At 69.6% G+C, this 21,919-nt stretch carries 20 protein-coding genes and 1 tRNA gene; 18 read left to right on the forward strand and 3 right to left on the reverse strand.

Translation table 11 applies throughout. The features are described 5' to 3' along the window. Nucleotides 1-190 precede the first annotated feature (190 nt). The 8 genes from ACTIE9_RS03720 (at nt 191) to ACTIE9_RS03755 (ending at nt 7,279) form a co-directional block, all read left to right on the forward strand. The gene (locus tag ACTIE9_RS03720; protein ID WP_439564231.1) at nt 191-793 is read left to right on the forward strand and encodes a TetR/AcrR family transcriptional regulator; all 603 of its coding nucleotides are present in this window, start codon (nt 191-193) and stop codon (nt 791-793) included. 13 nt (nt 794-806) lie between these two features. Continuing rightward, on the forward strand, nt 807-2,120 hold the full coding sequence (gene hisS, locus ACTIE9_RS03725) for a histidine--tRNA ligase (protein ID WP_439564232.1): 1,314 nt from the start codon (nt 807-809) through the stop codon (nt 2,118-2,120). A gap of 42 nt (nt 2,121-2,162) precedes the next feature. Continuing rightward, nucleotides 2,163-3,443: a phosphopyruvate hydratase gene (gene eno, locus ACTIE9_RS03730; RefSeq protein ID WP_439564233.1), complete on the forward strand. Its 1,281-nt coding sequence runs from the start codon at nt 2,163-2,165 to the stop codon at nt 3,441-3,443. A 68-nt stretch (nt 3,444-3,511) separates the two neighbouring features. Continuing rightward, nucleotides 3,512-4,012 (forward strand): FtsB family cell division protein, encoded by a 501-nt coding sequence (locus tag ACTIE9_RS03735; RefSeq protein ID WP_439564234.1) that lies wholly within the window; start codon nt 3,512-3,514, stop codon nt 4,010-4,012. Continuing rightward, a complete protein-coding gene (locus tag ACTIE9_RS03740; RefSeq protein ID WP_439564235.1) occupies nt 4,009-4,527 on the forward strand; it encodes a DUF501 domain-containing protein in 519 nt (172 codons plus the stop codon). The genes ACTIE9_RS03735 and ACTIE9_RS03740 overlap by 4 nt, the downstream gene beginning before the upstream one ends. Next, the gene (locus ACTIE9_RS03745) at nt 4,500-5,777 is read left to right on the forward strand and encodes a S8 family serine peptidase (RefSeq protein ID WP_439564236.1); all 1,278 of its coding nucleotides are present in this window, start codon (nt 4,500-4,502) and stop codon (nt 5,775-5,777) included. Before ACTIE9_RS03740 ends, ACTIE9_RS03745 begins: the two co-directional genes overlap by 28 nt. Before the next feature lie 40 nt (nt 5,778-5,817). Continuing rightward, on the forward strand, nt 5,818-7,140 hold the full coding sequence (locus tag ACTIE9_RS03750) for an NAD(P)/FAD-dependent oxidoreductase (protein WP_439564237.1): 1,323 nt from the start codon (nt 5,818-5,820) through the stop codon (nt 7,138-7,140). A 66-nt stretch (nt 7,141-7,206) separates the two neighbouring features. Next, nucleotides 7,207-7,279 (forward strand) — tRNA-Leu (locus ACTIE9_RS03755). A 53-nt stretch (nt 7,280-7,332) separates the two neighbouring features. Here the strand turns inward: ACTIE9_RS03755 and ACTIE9_RS03760 are convergent. Next, nucleotides 7,333-8,358: a LacI family DNA-binding transcriptional regulator gene (locus ACTIE9_RS03760; RefSeq protein ID WP_439564238.1), complete on the reverse strand. Its 1,026-nt coding sequence runs from the start codon at nt 8,356-8,358 to the stop codon at nt 7,333-7,335. A 197-nt stretch (nt 8,359-8,555) separates the two neighbouring features. On the opposite strand from ACTIE9_RS03760, the gene ACTIE9_RS03765 reads away from it, so the two are divergent. The 5 genes from ACTIE9_RS03765 to ACTIE9_RS03785 all read left to right on the forward strand — a co-directional run bounded on the left by ACTIE9_RS03765 (nt 8,556) and on the right by ACTIE9_RS03785 (nt 13,926). Beyond that, entirely contained in the window at nt 8,556-9,905 is a 1,350-nt protein-coding gene (locus ACTIE9_RS03765; RefSeq protein ID WP_439564239.1) for an ABC transporter substrate-binding protein, read from the forward strand. 64 nt (nt 9,906-9,969) lie between these two features. Next, nucleotides 9,970-10,893, forward strand: a complete 924-nt coding sequence (locus tag ACTIE9_RS03770; RefSeq protein WP_439564240.1) for a carbohydrate ABC transporter permease — start codon at nt 9,970-9,972, stop codon at nt 10,891-10,893. After that, complete coding sequence (locus tag ACTIE9_RS03775) at nt 10,890-11,714, forward strand: carbohydrate ABC transporter permease (protein ID WP_439564241.1); 825 nt, start codon at nt 10,890-10,892, stop codon at nt 11,712-11,714. The genes ACTIE9_RS03770 and ACTIE9_RS03775 overlap by 4 nt, the downstream gene beginning before the upstream one ends. A gap of 56 nt (nt 11,715-11,770) precedes the next feature. Next, entirely contained in the window at nt 11,771-12,763 is a 993-nt protein-coding gene (locus tag ACTIE9_RS03780; protein ID WP_439564242.1) for a glycosyl hydrolase family 32, read from the forward strand. After that, complete coding sequence (locus tag ACTIE9_RS03785) at nt 12,760-13,926, forward strand: serine hydrolase domain-containing protein (protein WP_439564243.1); 1,167 nt, start codon at nt 12,760-12,762, stop codon at nt 13,924-13,926. Before ACTIE9_RS03780 ends, ACTIE9_RS03785 begins: the two co-directional genes overlap by 4 nt. Nucleotides 13,927-14,105: 179 nt before the next feature. Here the strand turns inward: ACTIE9_RS03785 and ACTIE9_RS03790 are convergent, their stop codons facing one another. Further along, a complete protein-coding gene (locus ACTIE9_RS03790; protein ID WP_439564244.1) occupies nt 14,106-16,055 on the reverse strand; it encodes a hypothetical protein in 1,950 nt (649 codons plus the stop codon). A gap of 144 nt (nt 16,056-16,199) precedes the next feature. On the opposite strand from ACTIE9_RS03790, the gene ACTIE9_RS03795 reads away from it, so the two are divergent. The 5 genes from ACTIE9_RS03795 (at nt 16,200) to ACTIE9_RS03815 (ending at nt 20,341) form a co-directional block, all read left to right on the forward strand. Further along, the gene (locus ACTIE9_RS03795) at nt 16,200-16,766 is read left to right on the forward strand and encodes a LemA family protein (RefSeq protein ID WP_439564245.1); all 567 of its coding nucleotides are present in this window, start codon (nt 16,200-16,202) and stop codon (nt 16,764-16,766) included. A 35-nt stretch (nt 16,767-16,801) separates the two neighbouring features. Then, nucleotides 16,802-17,680, forward strand: coding sequence for a M48 family metallopeptidase (locus tag ACTIE9_RS03800; protein ID WP_439564246.1), 879 nt, complete (start codon nt 16,802-16,804; stop codon nt 17,678-17,680). Nucleotides 17,681-17,682: 2 nt separating this feature from the next. After that, nucleotides 17,683-18,510 (forward strand): hypothetical protein, encoded by an 828-nt coding sequence (locus ACTIE9_RS03805; RefSeq protein WP_439564247.1) that lies wholly within the window; start codon nt 17,683-17,685, stop codon nt 18,508-18,510. A 92-nt stretch (nt 18,511-18,602) separates the two neighbouring features. Next, the gene (locus ACTIE9_RS03810; protein WP_439564248.1) at nt 18,603-18,977 is read left to right on the forward strand and encodes a hypothetical protein; all 375 of its coding nucleotides are present in this window, start codon (nt 18,603-18,605) and stop codon (nt 18,975-18,977) included. 275 nt (nt 18,978-19,252) lie between these two features. After that, nucleotides 19,253-20,341, forward strand: a complete 1,089-nt coding sequence (locus ACTIE9_RS03815) for a hypothetical protein (RefSeq protein WP_439564249.1) — start codon at nt 19,253-19,255, stop codon at nt 20,339-20,341. Nucleotides 20,342-20,531: 190 nt separating this feature from the next. Here ACTIE9_RS03815 and ACTIE9_RS03820 read toward each other — a convergent pair whose 3' ends face one another. Further along, complete coding sequence (locus ACTIE9_RS03820; RefSeq protein ID WP_439564250.1) at nt 20,532-21,764, reverse strand: winged helix-turn-helix domain-containing protein; 1,233 nt, start codon at nt 21,762-21,764, stop codon at nt 20,532-20,534. Nucleotides 21,765-21,919: the final 155 nt, after the last annotated feature.

Here is a 21,919-nt window from a genome sequence, read left to right on the forward strand (position 1 = left end):
GTCGCGCACTCGGCGAAGCGAGCGCGTGGCGACGCGCGGGCCGACGCATCCCCCGATGCGCGGCCACGTCGATGCCCGGCGGCGACGCCGGGAGCGTGGGGGGAGGGCGCCCGAAAGTGCGCCCTCAGCCCCTGAATTTCATAATACATAACACTTGTATGCATAGCAAACGTTTGTTATTTTAATTCTTATGGCCCGCCGCACCGACCCCGACCGCAAGCCCGAGCTGCTCGCGGCCATCGTCGAGCACCTGCGCGAGCATCCGCTGTCGGGTGTCACCTTCCGCACGCTCGCCGATGCGCTCGGGGTCAGCCCGTTCACGCTCGTCTACCACTTCGGCACGCGCAACGAGCTCATCATCGAGATCATCCGCGCCGTGACCTCTCGCCAGCAGCAGGTCATCGACGCCGAGCTCGCCGTGGCGCCGTCGCTCGACAGCCACATCGCGGCGATCCGAGACTCGTGGCTCGGATTCCTCGTGCCCAGCACGCGCGCCCTCCTGCGCCTCGAGTTCGAGGCGGCGCTCATGGAGGTCACCGATCCCACCCTGCGCGCCGGTGGTCGCGACGTGCACGCCCGCTGGGTCGAGTGGGGCACGCAGGCGCTCGAGCGGCTGGGTGTCGCCTCCGATGAGGCGCGCATCGAGGCGCGCATCCTCGTCGACCAGCTCTACGGATTCCAGATCGACCTCGTGGTCACGCGCGACGATGCGGGCGCCACCGCGGCCTTCGACCGGGCCCTCGACGCCTATCGCGACCGGGTCGCCGCGCTGATCGCCGTCACCGCCGCGTGACAGAATCGAGGCCATGGCCTCAGCTGTGACGCCCCCGCGGGGCATGCGCGACATCCTCCCCGCCGAGAAGGCCACGCGCGAGCGCGTGCTCGCCCGCATCCGCTCCGTCTACCGGGCGCACGGTTTCGACGAGATCGAGACCCCCGTCGTCGAAGACGCGGAGCGGTTGTTCTCCGGCCTCGGCGGCGACAACGAGAAGCTCGCCTACGCGGTCATGAAGCGCGGTCTGACGGTGGATGACCTCGCTGCTGCGCGAACCCCGCTCGACCTCGCCGACCTCGGGCTGCGGTTCGACCTCACCGTGCCCCTCGCCCGCTTCTACGCGAGCAATCGGGCGCAGCTGCCGAGCGTCTTCCGTGCCATCCAGATCGCGCCCGTGTGGCGGGCCGAGCGCCCGCAGAAGGGGCGCTACCGCCAATTCGTGCAGTGCGACATCGACATCATCGGTGAGCCGGGCATCATCGCCGAGGTCGAGCTCATCACAGCGACGGCGGCGGCGCTCGACGCACTCGGCATTCCCGGGTGCAGCATCCGCATCAACGATCGCCGCATCCTCACGAGCATGCTGACGGTACTCGGGTTCACGGCCGACTCGCACGCCGCGGTGCTCATCAGCCTCGACAAGCTCGACAAGATCGGCACCGTCGGCGTCATCGCCGAGCTGACCGAGCGCGGGATGCCCACCGCCGCTCTCGCCGCCCTGCAGGGCGTGCCCGCCTTCGCCGCCTTCGGCACCGAGGCCGCTACGCACACCGCACCCGCAGCTGCGGAGGCGCTGACCGTGGATTCGATCGCCGCGGTGCTGCCGGTCGGCGTCGACGCGCAGGCGCTCACCGACCTGGCTGCCATCGCGGCGGCCGTCGCCGGTGCGGTGCCGCTCGTGTTCGACCCGTTCCTCGTGCGCGGCATGGGCTACTACACCGGCCCCATCTTCGAGGTCGCGCATCCGCAGCTCGGCTACTCGCTCGGCGGCGGTGGCCGCTACGACGGCATGATCGGGCGGTTCCTCGGCGCTGACGTTCCGGCGACGGGCTTCTCGCTCGGATTCGAGCGGCTCATTGATCTGGTCGAGTTCGACGCGAGCGACGACCTGAGCGCGTCGGCCCTGCTCTACGACGCCGACGCCGACCTCGGCGCGGTGATGGAGCTCAAGGCGCAACTGGTCGCCGGCGGTGCCCGCGTGCGACTGCTCGCGCGCCCCAAGAACATGAAGGCCGCACTCGAGAGGCTCGCCGCCGAGGGCTTCGCCCGCTTCGCCGTCGTCGGTGCCGAGACCGGGGCCGATGCCGCGGCCCTCGACTGGCGTAGGCTCGAACCCGCTTCCTGATCACCCCCGAAGCCGCTGACCACCACCGAAGGAGACACCCTCATGGCTGCAATCGAGGCCGTTGGCGCCCGCGAGATCCTCGACTCGCGCGGCAACCCGACCGTCGAGGTGGAGGTGCTGCTCGACGACGGCACCGTCTCGCGCGCGGCGGTGCCCTCCGGCGCATCCACCGGCGCTTTCGAGGCCTACGAGCTGCGCGACGACGACGCGAAGCGCTACCTCGGCAAGGGCGTGCTCAAGGCCGTCGACGCTGTGCTCGACGTGCTCGGTCCGGCGATCGAAGACATGGATGCGAGCGACCAGCGCCTGATCGACGCCGAGCTCATCGCCGCCGACGGCACCGACAACAAGTCGAAGCTCGGCGCCAACGCCATCCTCGGCGTCTCGCTCGCCGTTGCGAAGGCGGCGGCCGACTCGGCCGACCTCCCCCTGTTCCGCTACGTCGGCGGCCCCAATGCGCACGTGCTCCCCGTGCCGATGATGAACGTCATCAACGGCGGCGCGCACGCCGACACCGGTGTCGATGTTCAGGAGTTCATGATCCTTCCGATCGGGGCCGAGTCGTACTCCGAGGGCCTGCGCTGGGGCGTCGAGACCTACCACGCCCTCAAGGGCGAGCTCAAGGCGGCCGGCTTCTCCACCGGCCTCGGCGACGAGGGCGGCTTCGCTCCCGACCTCGCCGGCACGAAGGCGGCGCTCGACTTCCTCATGGCGGCCATCGAGAAGGTCGGCTTCACGCCGGGGAAGGACATCGCGCTCGGCCTCGACGTCGCCGCGACCGAGTTCTTCGAGAACGGCGTGTACCGCTTCGAGGGCTCCGAGCACACGGCCGCCTCGATGACGGCCTTCTACGCCGATCTCGTGGCCGCGTACCCGCTCGTGACGATCGAAGACCCGCTGTCGGAGGACGACTGGGAGGGGTGGGCCGCCCTGACGGCCGAGCTCGGCCGGAAGGTGCAGATCGTCGGCGACGACCTCTTCGTCACCAACCCGCAGCGCCTCGGAGACGGCATCGGGCGCGGCACGGCCAACTCGCTGCTCGTCAAGGTCAACCAGATCGGAACCCTGACCGAGACCCTCGACGCGGTGGCCATGGCGCAGCGCGCCGGGTACACGGCGATCCTGTCGCACCGCTCGGGCGAGACGGAGGACACGACGATCGCCGACCTGGCCGTCGCGACCAACTGCGGCCAGATCAAGACCGGCGCCCCCGCGCGCAGCGAGCGCGTCGCCAAGTACAACCAGCTGCTGCGCATCGAGGAAGAACTGGGCGACGCCGCCCGTTACGCGGGCCGCACCGCCTTCCCCCGGTTCACGGCGTAACCGCACCCGAATCACGACGAGCCCGTCGCCCCGCCCGGGGTGGCGGGCTCGCCGCTTAAGCTGGAGCCATGCCCCGTCGACCCCGCACCGTGCCCGTCACGCTGCCGGCCGACGCGCCCGCGGCGACGCCGTGGTTCCGCAACCTGCAGGTCTCGGGGTTCACGGTGACCGTTCTGCTGCTCATCGTCGGCGCACTCATCGTGCTCGCGCCCTCCCTGCGGGTGCTCGTCGAGCAGCAGAACGAGATCGCGGCGCTCGAGCGCCGCGTCGCCGAGCAGCAGGCGGTCGTCGACGAGCTGCAGACCGACATCGACCGCTGGCAAGACCCGGCCTACATCGAGGCTCAGGCTCGAGACCGACTGCTCTACGTGTATCCGGGCGACATCACTTACCTGATCGTCGACGACGGCCGCACGATCGAGGGTGACGACGGCACGCCGGTGAGCGACGAGATCCAGTCCACGCGCATCGACTGGACCCGGGCCCTGCTGTCGTCGATCGTCACAGCCGGGCTCACCGATCTGCCCGCCGCCGACCTGGTCTCGCCCGAGTTCGGGGGCGCCGAATGACGCGCCCGCCGTTCGATCCGTTCACCGACCGCGACGTCGAGATCGTCAGCGCCCAGCTCGGCCGCCCGGCGCGCGATGTCATCGGGATTCCCGCCCGCTGCGTGTGCGGTGCCGCCACGGTCGTCGCCACGCGTCCGCGCCTGACGACGGGCACGCCCTTCCCGACGCTCTACTACCTGACGCATCCGGCGGCGACGATCGCCGTGTCGCAGCTCGAGGCGAACGGCCGCATGGCCGAGCTCGCCGCCGAGCTCGCGGCCGACGACGCCCTCGCGGCGCAGTACCGCCTCGCTCACGAGGCGTACCTCGCCGACCGTGCGAGCATCCTCGACGTCGACGAGATCGCGGGCTATTCCGCGGGCGGAATGCCCACCCGCGTCAAGTGCCTGCACGCCCTCGTCGGCCACAGCCTGGCCGCCGGCCCCGGGCTGAACCCGATCGGCGACCGGGCTCTGGCCGAGTGCGGCTGGAGCCCCGAGGTGTGCGCGTGCGCGCCCGACCAGCGCGGCTCCTGAGTCGTCCGTTCGCGGCCTCGCTCGTCGCGGCGGGGCTGCTCGTCGCGGGCCTCGCCCCCGCCGCGGCCCCCGTGCTCGCGCCGCCAGCCGCAGCCGACGCCGTGCGCGACCGGCAGTACTGGCTCGACGAGTACGGCATCCGTTCGGCGTGGAGCGTCACCCGGGGCGACGGGGTCGTCATCGCGATCATCGATTCGGGGGTGGATGCTGCGCACCCCGATCTCGCGGGCGCCGTGATCGGCGGAACCGACGTGTCGGGCCGCGGCAACGCGACCGGCACGCTGCCGCTCGGCCCCCAGGGCGTCACCCACGGCACCATGGTCGCGTCGCTCGCCGCCGGGCGGGGGAGCGGCCCGAACGCGGGTGTCATCGGCGCGGCTCCGGCCGCCTCGGTGCTCAGCATCTCGCTCGCCTTCGGGCCGGGTGAGCGCAGCGGTGACGATCAGATCGCCGACGCCGTCACCTGGGCGGTCGACAACGGCGCCGACATCATCTCGCTCTCCCTCACCCGCAACCAGGTCGCCTGGCCCGAGTCGTGGGACACCGCGTTCGTGCACGCCGAGCAGAACGACGTCGTCGTGATCGCGGCCGCCGGCAACCGCGGCAGCGGAACCGCGCAGGTGTCGGCGCCCGCGACGATTCCCGGGGTGCTCACCGTCGGGGGCGTCGACCGCGCGGGCCGCGCGAGCGACAACGCGTCTGCGCAGGGCATCACGATCGGGGTCATGGCGCCGAGCGAGGGCCTCGTGGGCGCGATACCCGGCGGCGGTCACTCCGCCTGGCAGGGAACGAGCGGGGCGACCCCGATCGTCGCGGGCATCGCCGCCCTCGTGCGCGCCGCGCATCCTGAGCTCGACGCGGCCGGCGTCATCAACCGCATCATCAGCACGGCCCGGCCGGCGACCGCGATCGTGCCCGACCCGAACTACGGCTACGGGCTCATCGATGCTGCCGCCGCCGTCAGCGCGGAGGTGCCGGCCGTCGATGCCAACCCGCTCGGAACGCTCGCCGAGTGGATCGTGCTGCACCGCCGCGCCGACGCCGACGAGGTCAGCGTCGAGCTGTCGCCCCCACGCTCCGCGCTCGGGCGGGAGCCGGCGGCGCCGGGGCTCCGGATGCCCGGCACGGGGCTCGCCGAACTCGGGCCGATCATCCCGACCGTCGTGATCATCGCCGCCACGCTCACCGCGCTCGCGACGCTCGCGGCCGCCGCCGTGCTGCGGTTCGTGACCCGCACGCGTTCGGAGTAGATTAGGTGGGTCCCCCCTACCACCGAGGAGAGCTTTTCCTGTGCCCAGAATCCTGATCGTCGGTGGCGGCTACGCCGGTTTCTACACCGCTCTCAAGCTCGAGAAGCACCTTCGCCGGGGCGAGGCTGAGGTCATCATGGTCGACCCGTTGCCCTACATGACCTACCAGCCCTTCCTGCCCGAGGTGGCCGCCGGCTCGATCGAGCCCCGCCACTCGGTGGTGTCGCACCGTCGCCACCTGAAGCGCACGACCGTCATCACGGCGAAGGTGACTGGCATCGACCACGCGTCGAAGACCGCCACGATCACGCCCGAGGTCGGCGAGCCCTACGAGCTCGACTACGACCACGTCGTCGTCACCGCGGGCTCGGTGTCGCGCACGTTCCCCATTCCGGGCGTCGCCGACAACGCCATCGGCATGAAGTCGATCGAAGAGGCCGTCGCCGTGCGCGATCGCCTGATCGACAACTTCCACCGCGCCGCCCTGCTGCCGGCCGGCCCGGAGCGCGACCGCCTGCTCACCGTCGTCGTCGTCGGCGGTGGCTTCGCGGGCATCGAGACCTTCGCCGAGCTGCGCAGCCTCGCGAGCGCCCTCCTGCGCGAGTACCCCGGCCTCACGATCGATGACACGCACTTCCACCTCATCGAGGCGATGGGGCGCATCATGCCCGAGGTCTCGCTGAAGACCAGCCACTGGGTGCTCAAGAACCTCGCCCAGCGGGCTGCGACCGTGCACCTCGACACGCAGCTCACGAGCGCGGTCGACGGCGTGATCGAGCTGTCGACCGGCGAGACCTTCGAGAGCGACCTCATCATCTGGACGGCCGGCGTCATGGCCAACCCCGTCGTGCGCTTCACCGACCTGCCCGTGGAGGAGCGGGGTCGCCTGCGCGCCCAGGCCGAACTGCGCGTCGTCGACGAGCAGGGTCAGGTCATCGAGGGCGCCTGGACGGCCGGCGACGTCGCTGCGGTGCCCGACCTCACCGGGGGTGGCGTGGGCGGCTTCTGCGTGCCGAACGCCCAGCACGCCGTGCGCCAGGGCAAGGTGCTCGCCAAGAACCTCGCCGCAGCGCTGCGGGGTGAAGAGCCGAAGCAGTACGTGCACAAGAACCTCGGCGCGGTCGCGGGCCTCGGCCTCGGCTACGGCGCCTTCCAGTCGGGCAAGTTCGCCGTCACGGGTCTCATCGCCTGGTTCATGCACCGTGGGTACCACGGCCTCGCGATCCCCATGTGGGAGCGCAAGCTGCGCGTCGTCGGCGGCTGGGTCGGTCACTTCTTCCTCGGCCGCGACAACGTGAGCCTTTCGGCCCGCGAGACGCCCCAGGCCTACTTCCAGGAGTTCGCCTCGCGCCCCAAGGCTTAGAGCCTTTCTGCGAAACCCCCGGTTGCCGTGCAACCGGGGGTTTCGCGCGTTCTAGGCTGGCGGCACGCCCCGGTAGCCCAATGGCAGAGGCAGGCGACTTAAAATCGCTTCAGTCAGGGTTCGAGTCCCTGTCGGGGTACTCGTGCGCGCGCGACGCTTGCGCGTCGCGGGGTTCGACCCCCACCCGGGGTACTACGAGACGCGGGCGACCGAGTCGCGCTCGACGACCGGCATCGGGATGAGGATCTCGCCCGTGCGGTCGGGGTCGAGCACAGCATCCACCGCCGCGCGCCCCATCGCTTCGTGGGGCAGGGCGATCGTCGTCAGCCCTGGCCGCATGTAGGCGGCGAGCTCATCGTTGTCGAACGAGACGATCGACACGTCGTCGGGAACCGTGAGCCCGGCCTCGGCGATCGCCTGGTAGGCGCCGAACGCGAGCCGGTCGTTGAGAGCCACGATCGCCTTGAGCGCGCGGCCGTGGCGCTTGAGGAGCTTGGTCATGGCGGTGTAGCCGTTCTGGGGCTCCCACAGCCAGATCGACTCCTCGGCGAGGAAGGTGAGCGAGCGATCGGCCATCGCATCGCGGATGCCCGCGATGCGGCGCGCGACCGTCATGGAACGGAAGAGACCGCGCTCCTTCTGCTCGTTGTGGCCGAGCAGCAGGATGCCCTCCCGGTGCCCGGCATCGGCGAGCAGCTCGATCGCCGCGCGCCCGCCCGCATACTCGTCGGGCAGGATCGACACGGGGTGCTGCTCGTTGGTCGCGTTGAGCAGCACGACGCGCGTGGAGTCGGGTACGGGAGGCACGTAGAGCTCGCGCGAGCGCATCGTGGCGAAGATGACGCCGTCGACCTGGCGGTCGAGCACGGCTTCGACGGCCTCGGCTTCGCGTTGCGGCTCGCCCGCGGTCTCAAGAACGAGCAGCACGTGGCCGGCGGCGTGCGCGTTGTCGAGAGCCCCCTTGATGAGGCCGCTCGCGAAACGGGTGGTGGCGACGACGTCGGAGATGAAGCCGATCGTGTCGGTGCGCTCCGTGCGGAGCCCGCGCGCGGTGAGGTTGGGGCGGTAGCCGAGCTCGGCGGCGGCGTGGATGACGCGGTCGTGGGCATCCTGCGACAAGCGCGTGTCGGGGCGGCCGTTGAGGATCATCGAGGCCGCGGTCGGCGACAGCCCCGCGCGACGGGCGACGTCGGCAAGGGTGACCCGCTTGCCCGCCATCCGCCGCCTCCTCGTCGTCTGCCCGAGTCTATGGTGCCTCAAGCCGAATCTTTGTGCGCCAGGACTTGACACGGCGATATGGCGTGTTGCTAAATGGATTTAGCAGGGGCCCCCAGCGGTCAATGCCGATCAGCGGGGGCAAACACGTGCCACCCTGTGGATCAGCCACCAAGAGATTCAGACAAAGGAGTCACACAATGCGTCTTCACACATCCCGGCGCGGGCACTCCCGCACGGTGGTCGGGGCAGCCGTCGCATTCGCGATGCTCGGCCTCGCCGGTTGCGCTCCCGGTGCTGCTGCGCCGGAGGAGAACGACGGCGTCGAGGTCAGCACCGAGCTGACCGACGAGGAGGTCGTGCTCACGATCGCCGACGAGACCGGCTTCCCGGTCACCGACGCTCTCACCGAGGAATTCACGCGCCAGTACCCGAACGTCACGTTCGAGATCACCCGCGACACGTTCCAGAACCTCACGGCCAACGCCCCGCGTCTGCTCGCGGGCGAGAACCCGCCCGACCTCATCCGCCTCCCCACCATCGGCGACACGGTGAAGGACGGCCTGCTGGCGAACCTCGACCCCTACTTCGACGCGTACGGCTGGGACGCCTGGCCCGCCTCGCAGCTCTCGCCGCTGCGGATGACCGAGGAGGGTGTGCGCGGCTCCGGCTCGCTCTACCAGCTCGGCCTCGGCTACAGCGTCACGGGCGTCTACATGAACCTCGTCCTCGCGGAGAGCCTCGGCATCGAGGAGCCCCCCGCGACCATCGCCGAGATGGAGGAGATGATGGAGGCCGCCAAGGCCGCCGGCATCCTCCCGATCATGGCGGGCGACAGCGACGGCGTCGTGAACTTCGTCGTGCAGGCGCTCATGAACCAGTACGCCGACCAGGACGAGTTCCTCAGCTGGATGTTCAACGAGCCGGGCGCGACCTACGCGACCGAGGGCAACATCCAGGGCGCCGAGAAGGTGCGCGAGTGGGCCGACGCCGGCTACTTCCCCTCCGACATCAACGCGATCGACTACTTCACGTTCGTCACGCGCTTCTCGGAGGGCGAGGGCCTCTTCACCTTCAACGGCAACTGGGCCGCCGCGGGCTACCAGGAGGCGCTCGGCGACGACGTGACCTTCTTCCTCGCCCCGCCGGCGAACGAGGGCGACCGCTTCATCGCGATGGGCGCCGCGAACTCGTTCTCGGTGGCCGCGGGCAGCGACAACCTCAACGAGATCGTGTTCTTCCTCAACTGGATCCACACGAACCCCGAGGCGCGCCAGATCATCGTCGACATCACGGGCGCCTCGCCCGGTGGTGACCCGAGCCTGCCGCTGCCGACGGTCGAGCCCGGCTCGCTCATCGAGAAGGCGCTCGAGATGAGCGCACAGATCGGTGAAGACAACGGCCAGGTCGACTTCATGGCCAACACCACGGCGGGCATCTACGCCGGCTCGATCATCCCCGAGTCGCAGCTGCTCGTGACGAGCCAGATCACCGGCCGCGAGTTCGTGGAGCGCGTCCAGGCGTTCTACGAGCAGGAAATCGGCGGTTGATCATGAGGGCGCTCGACGTCGTGCGGCGGTCGCAGACCGCCACTCGCCTGGAGGAGGTCGTCGCGTGACTGCCACGCAGACGTCGAGCGCCCCTCGTCGGGCTGCCGCGAAAGCGGCGGCCCGACGGGCCGACCGGGCGGGGTGGCTCCTGCTCATCCCCGCACTGGTCGCCTACGGATCGTTCGTGATCTACCCGCTCGCCACGGGCATCCAGTACTCGTTCTACGACTGGAACGGCATCGGTGCCGCCACGTGGGTCGGCCTCGAGAACTACGCGCAGGTGCTGACCAACCCCGACCTGCTCGGCGCGATCCGCAACTCGTTCGTGCTCATCGCGTTCTTCACGGTGATCCCGGTCGGCACGGGCCTCGTGCTCGCCACGCTCATCCGCACGATGCGCGATGGGCTCGCCCTGCGGGCCTCGCAGACGGTGCTCTTCCTGCCGCAGATCATCCCGCTCGCCGCGGCGGGCATCGCCTGGTCGTGGATGTACGCGCAGACCGGCGCCGTCAACCAGATCCTCAGCAGCATCGGCCTGGGCTTCCTCACCCGCCCGTGGCTCGCCGACTACGCGACCGCTCTGCCGGCGGTCGGGCTCATCGGCTCGTGGGTGCTGACCGGCCTCTGCACCGTGCTGCTGCTCACCGGCATCGGAAAGATCGACACCTCGCTCTACGAGGCGATCCGGCTCGACGGGGCCGGCTGGTTCCGCGAGTTCTTCACCATCACGCTGCCGGGTCTGCGGCAAGAGCTCGCGGTGCTCGTGACCCTCACGGTCATCGCCGCGCTCAGCACCTTCGACATCATCTACACGTCCACGCAGGGCGGCCCCGGGCGCGCGACGCTCGTGCCGGGCCTGCTCATCTTCCGCATCGGGTTCACGCAGAGCGACGTCGGCCTCGCGTCGGCATTCGGCATCGTCATGATGGTGCTGGTGCTCGCCCTCGTGCTCCCGATCCAACGGCTCTCGAGGATCGGCGACCGATGATCACCTCGCGCACCGAAGTGGTGCTCGGCCGACTGCTGCTGCTCGTGGCGGTCGTGCTCACCCTCATCCCGCTCGTGAACATGCTCTCGGCGGCGCTGCAGCCGGCCGACCGCAACCCGATCGGTCTGTCGTGGCCCACCGACCCGCAGTGGATCAACTTCGTCACGGCGTTCGAGGTCGGCAACGTCTGGCGGCTGATGGGCTCGAGCGCGTTCATCGTGCTGTGCGTCGTTCCCGTCGCCCTCATCATCGCGACGCTCGCGGGCTACGCCCTCGGCGGACTGCAGGTGCGCGGCGGCCGCATCATCCTGATGGTCTTCGTGCTCGGGCTCACCATCCCCTTCGAGTCGCTCATCATCCCGCTCTACTACCAGGCTCAGGCGCTCGGCACCCTCAACACCCAGTGGGCGGTGATCTTCCCGCTCATCGGCCTGTTCATGCCGTTCTCGGTGTTCTGGATGCGCGCCCACTTCGTCAACGTGCCGCGCGAGCTCTCCGAAGCGGCGCGCGTCGATGGGGCGACGCTCTGGCAGGAGTTCTTCCGCATCCAGCTGCCGCTCGCCCTGCCCTCGCTCAGCGCGCTGACGATCCTGCTGTTTATCTGGACGTGGAACCAGTTCCTGCTGCCGGTCGTGCTCATCGCCGATCCGCTCGACCGCACGGTGGCGGGTGCGCTGACCTTCTTCCAGGGGCAGTACTACCTCAGCATCCCGTTGCTGAACGCGGGGGCGCTCATCATCATCGTGCCGGCGATCACCGTGTTCCTGATCTTCCAGCGGCAGTTCATCCGCGCGCTGCTGCAGGGCGCCGTCAAGGGCTGATCGCGACCGGTCGCCACGCGCCGCCGTCTCCCACTCCTCCTTCAGATAGGGCCACCATGCCGTTCTCCCTCCACGACCACTGGGTCTGGGACTTCTGGTTCGCCGACGACGGCGAGAAGTTCCACCTCTTCTACCTGCACGCCCCGCGCTCGCTCGGCGACCCGCACCTGCGGCACCGCAACGCGCGCATCGGCCATGCCGTCTCGACCGATCTGCACGAGTGGACCGACCTCGGCGTGTGCCTCGAGCCGAGCGGCGGGGAGGCGGCGGACGCCGACGCCACCTGGACGGGCAGCGTCGTGCGCGACGCCGACGGCACCTGGCACATGCTCTACACCGGGTCGCGCTTCCTGCGCGCCGATTCGCACGCCAACATCGAGACCGTGGTCGCCGCGACCTCGCGCGACCTGCACACGTGGGTGCGGCATCCGGAGCGATCGCTCTCGGCCGACCCGGAGCTCTACGAGACCCTCGGGCATTCGATCTGGCCGGAGGAGGCGTGGCGCGATCCGTGGGTCATGCCGAACCCCGAGGGGGGCTGGTGGATGCTCGTCACGGCCCGCGCCCTCGACGGGGCCGACGAGCTCGACCGTGGGGTGATCGGCGTCGCCACCTCGCCCGACCTCGTCTCGTGGCGCGCGGTCGAGGCGGTCTCGCGGCCCGGCGCCGGCTTCCGGCACCTGGAGGTGCCGCAGCTCATCGACATCGACGGTCACCGCGTGCTGCTCTTCTCGTGCGACACCCCCGCGCTCGCCGGTGACCGGCAGGCTCAGGGCGAGCGCGGCGGCATCTGGGCTGTTGCGGCCGACGGGCTTACGGGCCCCGGCGCCGCCCCGATCGACACGTCAGCGGCACGGCTCGTGCATGACGACGCGCTCTACGCGGCGAGGGCGGTGCGCGACCGCTCCGGCCAGTGGCAGCTGTTCGCCTTCCGCAACCTCGACGAGCACGGGTCATTCGTGGGCGGCATCGCCGGCCCCATGGCGATGTCGTGGTCGGCCGAGCGGGGCGAGCTCCGGCTCGCCGTCGAGGCGGTGACGGGCGCATGACCGCGACGATCTCGGGCACCGTCGCCCCGGGCTTCGAACGGGTCGGCGAGGCGTTCCGGCAGGCGTTCGGCGGGCACGAGCGCATGGGTGCCGCCCTCTCGGTGCGCGTCGGCGGCGCACCCGTCGTCGACCTGCACGGCGGAGTGCGCGACGTGCGCACCGGTGAACCGTGGCAGGCCGACACGCTCAATGTCGTGTTCTCGTGCACGAAGGGCCTCACCGCGGTGCTCGCGGCGCGGCTCGTGCACGAGGGGCGTCTCGACTACCACGCCCCCGTCAGCGACTACTGGCCCGAGTTCGCGCAGGCGGGCAAGGAGAAGGTGCTCGTGCGTCACGTGCTCGGGCACCGTTCGGGCCTGAGCGCGCCCGTGCGCGATCTCACGACCGACGACATCCTCGACTGGAGCACGGTCACGACAGCGCTCGCCGAGCAGGCCCCCCTGTGGGCGCCCGGCTATGCCTACGCCTACCACGCGATCACGCAGGGCTGGCTCGCAGGCGAGATCATCCGCCGCGTGACCGGCATGAGCCCGGGCGAGTACTTCGCCGAGCTCATCACTCGCCCCCTCGGAGTCGATGCCTGGATCGGGCTGCCCGCCGAGCTCGAGCACCGCGTCTCGCACCTCACGGTCGGCCCGACGCTGCACGCCCTCGTCGACACGCAGGCCGCGGCGCGCGTGCCCGGCGTGGTCGACTGGCCCGAACGCGCGATGACGCTCGGCGGCGCGCTGCCCGCGGCCCTCGTGAGCGACGACGGCGGATTCAACGACCCTCGGCTCCACGCCGCCGAGTTCCCCGCGGCGGGCGGCATCGCCACGGCTCGGGCGCTCGCCACCATCTGGTCGGCGACGGTCGTCGCCGAGCAAGGGGTGCGTCTGCTCGACGACGACACGCTCGACGAGGCGCTACGGGTGCAGTCCGACGGGCATCCATTCTTCTCCGCACCACCGCCGTGGCCGCGCTGGGGCATGGGCTTCCAGCTCGACTCCGCCGCGCGCCGCTACCTGACCGGAGCGAGCTTCGGGCATGACGGCGCGGGCGGGCAGGTCGCGTTCGCCGACCCGGTGCACGACGTCGGCTTCGCGTTCGTCACGAACGTGCTCGAGGCCGACGACCCTCGTGCGACGAGCATCATCGACGCGCTGCGCGACTGCCTCGACTGAGCGGGAGGTGACCCCGCGGGTCAGCCCCCGCCCGGGGTACTGCGCACGCGCGCGACGCCTGCGCGTCGCGGGGTCAGCCCCCGCCCGGGGTACTGCGCACGCGCGCGACGCCTGCGCGTCGCGGGGTCAGCGCCCGACCGGGGTACTGCGCACGCGCGCGACGCCTGCGCGTCGCGGGGTCAGCGCCAGGCGGGAGCGACCCAGCGGGTCCACACCACGCTCGCGGTGAGGATGCCCGCAACGGCCGCGCCGAGCAGCACGAGAGAACTGAGCGGGAACGCAGGGCCGGAGGCGAGGATCGCGCCCGCGACGGTCGCCGACGCGAGGGCGATCACGGCCCACGCGGGCGGCGACACCGCGTAGAGCGTGCGGCCCGGCAGCGGGCCGACGGGCAGCAGCAGCATGAGCAGCGACCCCAGCCCGCCGAGGGCGACCGCGGCGGCCGTCTCGCTGGCGACGGTCATCCAGAAGCCCGTGCTCGGCGTGAGCGCGTCGTGGGCGGCCCAACCGAGCAGGGCGAGCGCCGCGACACCGCTCGACTGCGCGACCGCGATGCCCGCGCGCGCTCGACGGCTCGCGCCGAGCGCTGCGGAGGCGGCGATCAGCACGCCCGCGAGCAGTGGCGGTTGCAGACCGCCGAAGCGCGAGAGCAGGGCCGCCGCGAGGGCGACGAGCAGGATGCCCGGCAGCAGCCGCACGATCACGTCCACGCGGGCGGCACGACCGGCGAGCCGCGCGGGCACGAGCACGGCGACGAGATTGAGCAGCAGCAGCCCCAGCGCGATCGCGGCGGTCAGGCGCACGTAGCGCACCTCGCCATCGATGCCGCCCGAGAGCGCGGCGATCACCGCGGCGCCACCGAGAGTGCCCACCGCCACGATCCGGGGCGACAGGGCGAGGGCGATCGTGTCATCGACCGGGGCTTCGCGGTTGCGCCCGGTCAGTGCGATGCGGGGGCGCCGAAGCCGGGGCAGCACGTGCGTGGCGAACGCTCGCAGGGGCAGGGCGACGAGCACGAGGTAGGCGAGCCCCGCGAGCGGTGCGACGGCCCAGCCGCCGCGCTGCACGACCTGCTCGGCCGTCGGCAGCGACGAGCCGAAGCCTGTCGCGGTTCCCCAGTTCGAGGTCGGCGGGGGCGTCTCGGGCGCGGGTTGCGGCTCGGCTGATCCGCCGGGCGGGGTCGGGGTCGGGCTGGGCGCCGTCGACTCGCCCGGTGCGGGCGGGGGAGCGACCTCCGCGTCGCTCGGCCGGGGCGCCGGCGGTGCGTACTGCACCTCGACCCGCGCGCTCGACGCGCTGAAGTTGCCGGCCGCGTCGCGCTGCAGAGCCTGCACCGTGAACGAGCCGGGGCCCGGCCAGCGCAACGGGCACGCCCAACTTCCCGAGGGGCTCACGATCGTCTCGCAGACGAGCCCGCCATCGATGAAGAGCTGCAGCAGAGCATCCCGTTCGCCGCCACCGCGCGCTGTCAGGTTCTGCGTCGACGTCGCGCCTCCGCGTGGCGAAGTGATCGTCGGCGCTGACGGCGAGGTGCGATCGATGGTCGTGGTGACCGCTGCCGAGAAGTCAGAGAACTCGGGCCCGATCGCGGCGAGCGACTGCCGCGCCCGCACCTGGTAGACCCCGCTCTCGACGGCGATGGCGCACGACCAGAAGCCGTCGGGCAGGGCGGCCGGGCAGAAATGCTCGATCGTGCCCCCGGGCCCGCTCGATTGCAGACGGATGCTGGCCCCCGGCTCGGCCGAGCCGCTGAACCTGCCCGTGGTGACCAGGGAGCCACCCGCCCCATCGAGCGCGGGGGGCGCGAGCACGCGGAGCGTCAGCGGCGCCATCGGCTCGACGCTCGCGTCGGCGAGCGTCTCTTCTCCCGTGAACTCGACCACGCCGTTCGGCACCGCGATTCCCGCGCACTGCCACACGACCGCATCGGGGTCGCCGACCGTGCAGACCACCTGCCCGGCGCGGCGGATCACGAGCGTGCTGCCCGCGTCTTTCGTGCCGTTCAGCGTCACGGTCGATCCGGCCACGAAGTCGCTCGAAGGCACGTCGAACGCGGCGGCGGCCGACGCCGGCTCCGCCGGCAGAACAGCGAGCGGCACCGCTACGGCGGTGGCGAGGGCGAGGCTCACGATGATCCGCTGAGCGGTCGGGCGGGTAGCGGTGCTGTGCCGCTCGCGCCCGCGCATCCGTTCACCCCCGTATCGACCCGTTGCAGGACATTCTCTCAGGCGGCCCCCTGTCGTGGCGGTCAGGCCCGCCCTATGCTGTGCGTCATGGAAATCTTGGTGGTCATCGGCGTCCTCGTCCTGCTCGTCGTCATCGCGGGCATCTACCTGTGGGCGACCTACAACTCCCTCGTCACGCTCAACGTGCGCGTCGATGAGGCGTGGAGCGACATCACCGTGCAGCTCAAGCGCCGCGCTGATCTGCTGCCGAACCTCATCGAGGCGGTCAAGGGGTATGCCGCGCACGAGAAGCAGGTGTTCGAGGCCGTCACCAAGGCGCGCGCCGAGACGCTGAGCGCGCAGGGGCCGGCCGATGCCGCGGTCGCCGAGGGCCACATGCAGCAGGCGCTCAAGAGCATCTTCGCCGTCGCCGAGGCCTACCCGCAGCTGCAGGCCAGCCAGAACTTCTTGCAGCTGCAGGGCGAACTGGTCGACACGGAAGACAAGATCCAGGCCTCGCGTCGGTTCTACAACGGCGGTGTGCGCGAGCTCAACGTGAAGATCAAGCAGTTCCCGAACACCCTCTTCGTGCGGGGCCTCGGCTTCACCGAGCGCGACTTCTTCGAGGTCGCTGACGCCGCGGCGATCGCTGAGCCGCCGCGCGTGCAGTTCTGATCCACCGCATCCCGACCCCTCGTCTGGAGGACTAGGTGTATCGCGCCATCGCGGCGAACAAGCGCAACACGGTGTTCATCATCCTGCTGTTCGTCATCATCATCGGGCTGCTCGGGCTGTTCGCCGACTACTACTTTGGCGGAGGCTACTCGATCTTCATCGGCACGCTCATCGGCGCCACGATCTACACGCTCGTGCAGTACTTCGCGGCCGGCTCCCAAGCGCTCTCCCTCGGGGGTGCGCACCCGATCACGAAGGCCGACAACCCGCGCCTGTACCGCATCGTCGAGAACCTCGCCATCACCGAGGGCCTGCCGATGCCGCGCGTGTACGTCATCGATGACCCCGCACCGAACGCCTTCGCGACCGGCCGCGACCCGAAGCACGCGAGCGTCGCCGCGACGACGGGCCTGCTCGAGATCATGACCGACCGCGAGCTCGCCGGGGTCATGGCGCACGAGATGGGGCACGTGAAGAACTACGACATCCGCGTCTCGACGATCGTGTTCGGTCTCGTCGTCGCGGTCGGCTTCATCGCCGACATCTTGTTCCGCATGGCGTTCTGGGGTGGCAACCGCAACAACAACGGCAACCCGATCATGCTCGTGCTCGGCCTGGCCGCGATGGTGATCGCCCCGCTCGTCGCCGCGGTCGTGCAGGCGGCCGTCTCGCGCCAGCGCGAGTACCTCGCCGATGCCACGGGCGCGCTCACGACCCGCGACCCCGAGGCGCTCGCGAGCGCGCTGCAGAAGCTGGGCGACTACGCCCGCCCGATGCGCCGCCAGAACTCGACCATGGCCCACCTCTACATCAGTGACCCGATGAAGCCGGGTTTCGTCGACCGCATGTTCCAGACCCACCCGCCCATCCCCGAGCGGGTCAAGCGCCTCATCGAGAACTCGACCCGCTTCTAGGGATGTCCGAGGCCACGTACATCGTCTGCCACGAGCTCCTCGGCTCGACCCGGCAGATCAAGCGAGTGCAGTCGCGTCCGTTTCTGGACTGGGTGAAGAAGCCCGACGGAGAGAGCGACTTGGCTTTCAGGCAGCTTGGATTCTTCGGTGATCGAGTACTGGCGCGCGCAAGGACCATCGATCATCCTGCCAGCGCGCCCTCCAAGTCAGTAGTCATGGACTCTCTCCTCGAGGTCACCGGCCCGCACGGCCTTCACCTCGTTCTGGTTGAGTACCGGATGCCGGCGGCGACGAGTACTCGGGCGCGCGAACTCCGGCGTCCCGGACTAGCCTCAACCCGCGAACCTCTCGAAGCAGCCGGGTTCGAGCTCGATACGTCGTCGAACGTTCGCTCGACCGTTATCTCCCTCGGGCTTCACCTCACCGAGGATCGATCGGTGGTGGACGGCTGGCTATCGCTAGCGCAACCTTTGTCCCCGAGCGACCCTTCCAGGGAGGTCTATCGGCTGATGGTCCTCATGGTCTCCATCGAGCGACAGCTGATCAGTCAGGCCGAGGGTGCCCTTGCGCGGCAGTGGAGCATCCGCGGGCTCCACGCACGTCGTCGGGTGATTCGGACGCTTCCGCGTACTCCTTCGACGGACAAAACCGACCTCGCAGATCAGTTCCAGGCTTTGCGGGCATCGCTGCACCTGGACCTGCGGAGAGATCAGGTTTTGGACGCGTTAGAAGTGCGGGTTCGACACTTTGAGTTCTCCGTAGCGATTGCCGCCGCAGGACTTGCGGCGATCCCGTCTCTTGCGGAACTCATCCTGCGGATCTCTGGATGACCCTGCGCCGCGGCGCGAGTTCGGCGCCCTGGAACCCTACGGTTAGATGAGAACACCTGGTGCCAAATCGTCGTCAATGAAAGGGTCTTTCGGTGGAGGTTGCAGCTTCATTCTTGATCGGTGTTGCCCATTTCCTTGTGGAGCAGCATGACCCCACTTCCGAGGAAAGTCGCCAGATGGAGTCAGTCCAAGAAGCCTTGGAAGCAATGTCAGAGGACGATTTCACCTGCAAGCTGACCGTCGATGGCCAGACTTTCGTTTCCTCGGCTCTCGAGGAGGATTACGCGACAGCCGACGACCGCGAGGGCCTGCCTGTCTTGCTCTACCTGGTGGCGAGCTTTGACCTGCCCGATGAACTGATTGAACAGTTCGACGACGATGAAGACGAGTTTCTCGAGGCAGCCACTGTGACTTTGACTCTCGGTGACCTGATGATTGATCGTGCATCGGAGATCGAAATCGTCTGAGCCCCCGCTTCACACGCGGGTGGGTAGCGTCTAGCTTCGGGAGCACATGCGTGCGTGCGTGCGTAGCGACGGCATGATGTCCGTACTCCAGTTGCTCCACCACGAAACCGCGTCATCTCCCTCCGCGGAGGTCGATCACTGCAGACACGACAGCGAGAATCCGCCCGCTTGTCAGAGCTGATTCATATATTTGGGCTAGCTCAAGGCCACGTCGCGAGGCGAGCGCTCGAGGGCCCAAAGATCGCCACGTCGAATTCGTAGAGACGGAATGCATCGTGAAGTTACAAGCCTTGCTGCACCACATCGCTTCCTCCGAGTACTTGACCGGCATGGAAGTCGGTGGCCTGACGAACATCGAAACAGGGTTCATCGAGCTGTCCAGTGACTTCTTCGGCCCATGCCCGTGCTCCACGGAGGGGCAACTGGTCACGTCGTGTGACTTGTGCGGAAGGCGCCCCGGCAATCACGTCCGCCTCTTGGCTGGGCGCGGGGACGGCGTGTATGCAGGAGTGAGCTTTATGGCCAACGAGGGCAGGAAGCTTATTGCGACCGTTGTTCTCCTCGATGATGGCAATGCGTTCGCCGCCGAGGTGAACAGTTTCATCGAGCGAGACTCGAGCGCAACGCTCGACGCGCTGACCGCCCAAAGCAGCGCTCCCTATGCGGCGCTGGCCGTCAATGAGGTCGCGCGAGTGGACACCAATGCTCGGGGACTGTTGATCGGCGATGCGGATGCCGGGCTGATGTCGAATGGGGCAGTATTCAGTCAGCTCGAGACTGCTCAACAGCAGTTCCGTGTCTTCCTTGTCTGTGAGCCTGCGACCGCGGGAGAAGATCTCCAATTCGCGATTGCGACGAATCCCGCACTGGAGGCTGAGATCACAGGCGGCTACCCCGACGCTCTTCGACCTCGACTTGTTCTCGTTGTGGATTCGAGCTTCCCGTTGCCTACTGATACCGAAGGCGAATCCGACTCTCATGACTGGGCCGCACAAGGTCACGCCTGGAGGAAGGCTCTCGTGGGCGCCAATACCGGAGGTGGGAACAATGTGGTTGCTGCGTACTTCAACGGCCTTGCCTGGAGGCTGAAGCAGGCGGAAATCTCTCAGGAGCCCGACTTCGGTGGCGATGAGTTCGCGGATCTCGGCACACTGGCGTTCGGGTGGTTCCTTCTAGGCGCACTCTGGGGGGACGATGACTGCCTCGCTTACGTCATTCACATGATTCATGAGTCAGACGGTCTACTCGCTGCACCGGAAGCACTCAGCGATGCGTTGTGGCTACGCGGGTGGGAGATCACGCCAGCGGTATCCGAGCTTGTTGCTGTTGCAAGCCGGTCTTCCTGCGAGTGGTGCCGTTCGTGATGTGTCGCGAAGTGCTTCCCAGGCGACGCTGACCCATTCTTGACTAACTGCCGCAGCTTCGCTCTCAGTCCCTGATGAACGCTTGCCTCCGCTGTGGATTGAGCCCACTCCGCAACATCCACGTGTCGTCTAGGTTGGCTGCCGTGGTGAGGGGCACAGCGCATCAGAACCGCGCCATGAGTGGCGAATCTCAGCCCGCGGGTGAACAGCGAGCCGCGAGGGCGGCGCGCACGGCCGCCGCGGCGTCGCCCCAGAGCGGCTCGGCCACGTGCACCTCGCCGAGGCCCTGCCAGGCGGATGCGCGGCGCAGCACGGGCGCGATCCGCGCCGCGAGCTCCGAGGCGGAGGCGCCGGGCTCGACCCACGCGCTCTGCACCCGCAGCACGCCGGCCGCGCGGTCGCTCTTGAGGTCGATGCGCCCGAGCACCCGGTCGTCGACGAGCACGGGCAGCGAGTAGTACCCGTACTGCCGCTTCGCCGCGGGCGTGTAGATCTCGATGCGGTAGTGGAAGTCGAACATCCGGAGTGCGCGGTCGCGGCTCCACACGACGGGGTCGAAGGGCGACAGCAGGGCGGTCGCCTCGATGCGGCGTGGGATGCTCGCCCCCGGCACCACGAACCCCTCACCGTCGCGGCCGTCGCGCCCCCACCCCTCGACCTCGACGCGCTCGATCTCGCCGGCCGCGAGCAGGTCGCGGAGGGCATCCCGCGTCGGCGCGATCTTCAGGCGGTGGTAGTCGGCGATGTCGGCCACGGTGCCGACGCCGAGGGCCCGAACGCTGCGCAGCACGAGCTCGCGCTGGGCCTCGGTGCGCGGCACGGCGACCTCGTGCAGCGCGGCGAGGCCGACCTGGTGCGGCAGCGCGTAGACGCGCGAGAAGCCGCGGCGCCCGCCGCTCACGACGTCGCCGAAGGCGAAGAGGTACTCGAGGCCCTCCTTGACGTCGCTCCAGCCCCACCACGGCCCACGGCGCTCCTTCGCGACGTCGTGCTCGACGTCGGCGACCGTCATCGGCCCCTTCGCGGAGAGCTCGAGCAGCAGCCAGTCGAGCATCGCGGTGTTCTCGCGCACCCACGCGCTCTTCACGGTGAACCGCTCGCGCAGCGCCTCGCGCTTCCAGTGCCAGAGCGGCCAGTCGTCGCGACGGATGACCGCCGCCTCATGCGCCCAGTACTCGGTGTACCGCCCCCGGCGCGCGAATATCAGCGCATCGAGGTCGGCCGGATCGTAGGGGCCGAGGCGCGCGAACAGCGGCAGGTAGTGCGACCGCGCGAACACGTTCACCGAGTCGAGCTGCAGCACCTGCAGGCGGTCGATGGTCGCCGTGAGCTGCCGCCTGCCGACCAGCGTGGGATGCGCGCGGTCGAAGCCCTGGGCGGCGAGCGCCAGGCGGCGAGCCTGCGCGGCGGTCAAGCGGGGCACGGTCTCACGCTAGCGGCGGGGCGCCCTGCTCGCCTGCGCGACCCGAGCCGCGCATCCGTCGCCCGCGCGTTGCCCCCCGTTCACCGCCCTTGACCCTCAGCGTCACCCAGCGTGCCTACCGTGCACAGCAGTCGCGGTTCCGTGAGCTCAGAAAC

This window comes from Microcella sp., from assembly GCF_051860105.1.
In the GTDB taxonomy this organism is placed as follows: domain Bacteria; phylum Actinomycetota; class Actinomycetes; order Actinomycetales; family Microbacteriaceae; genus Microcella.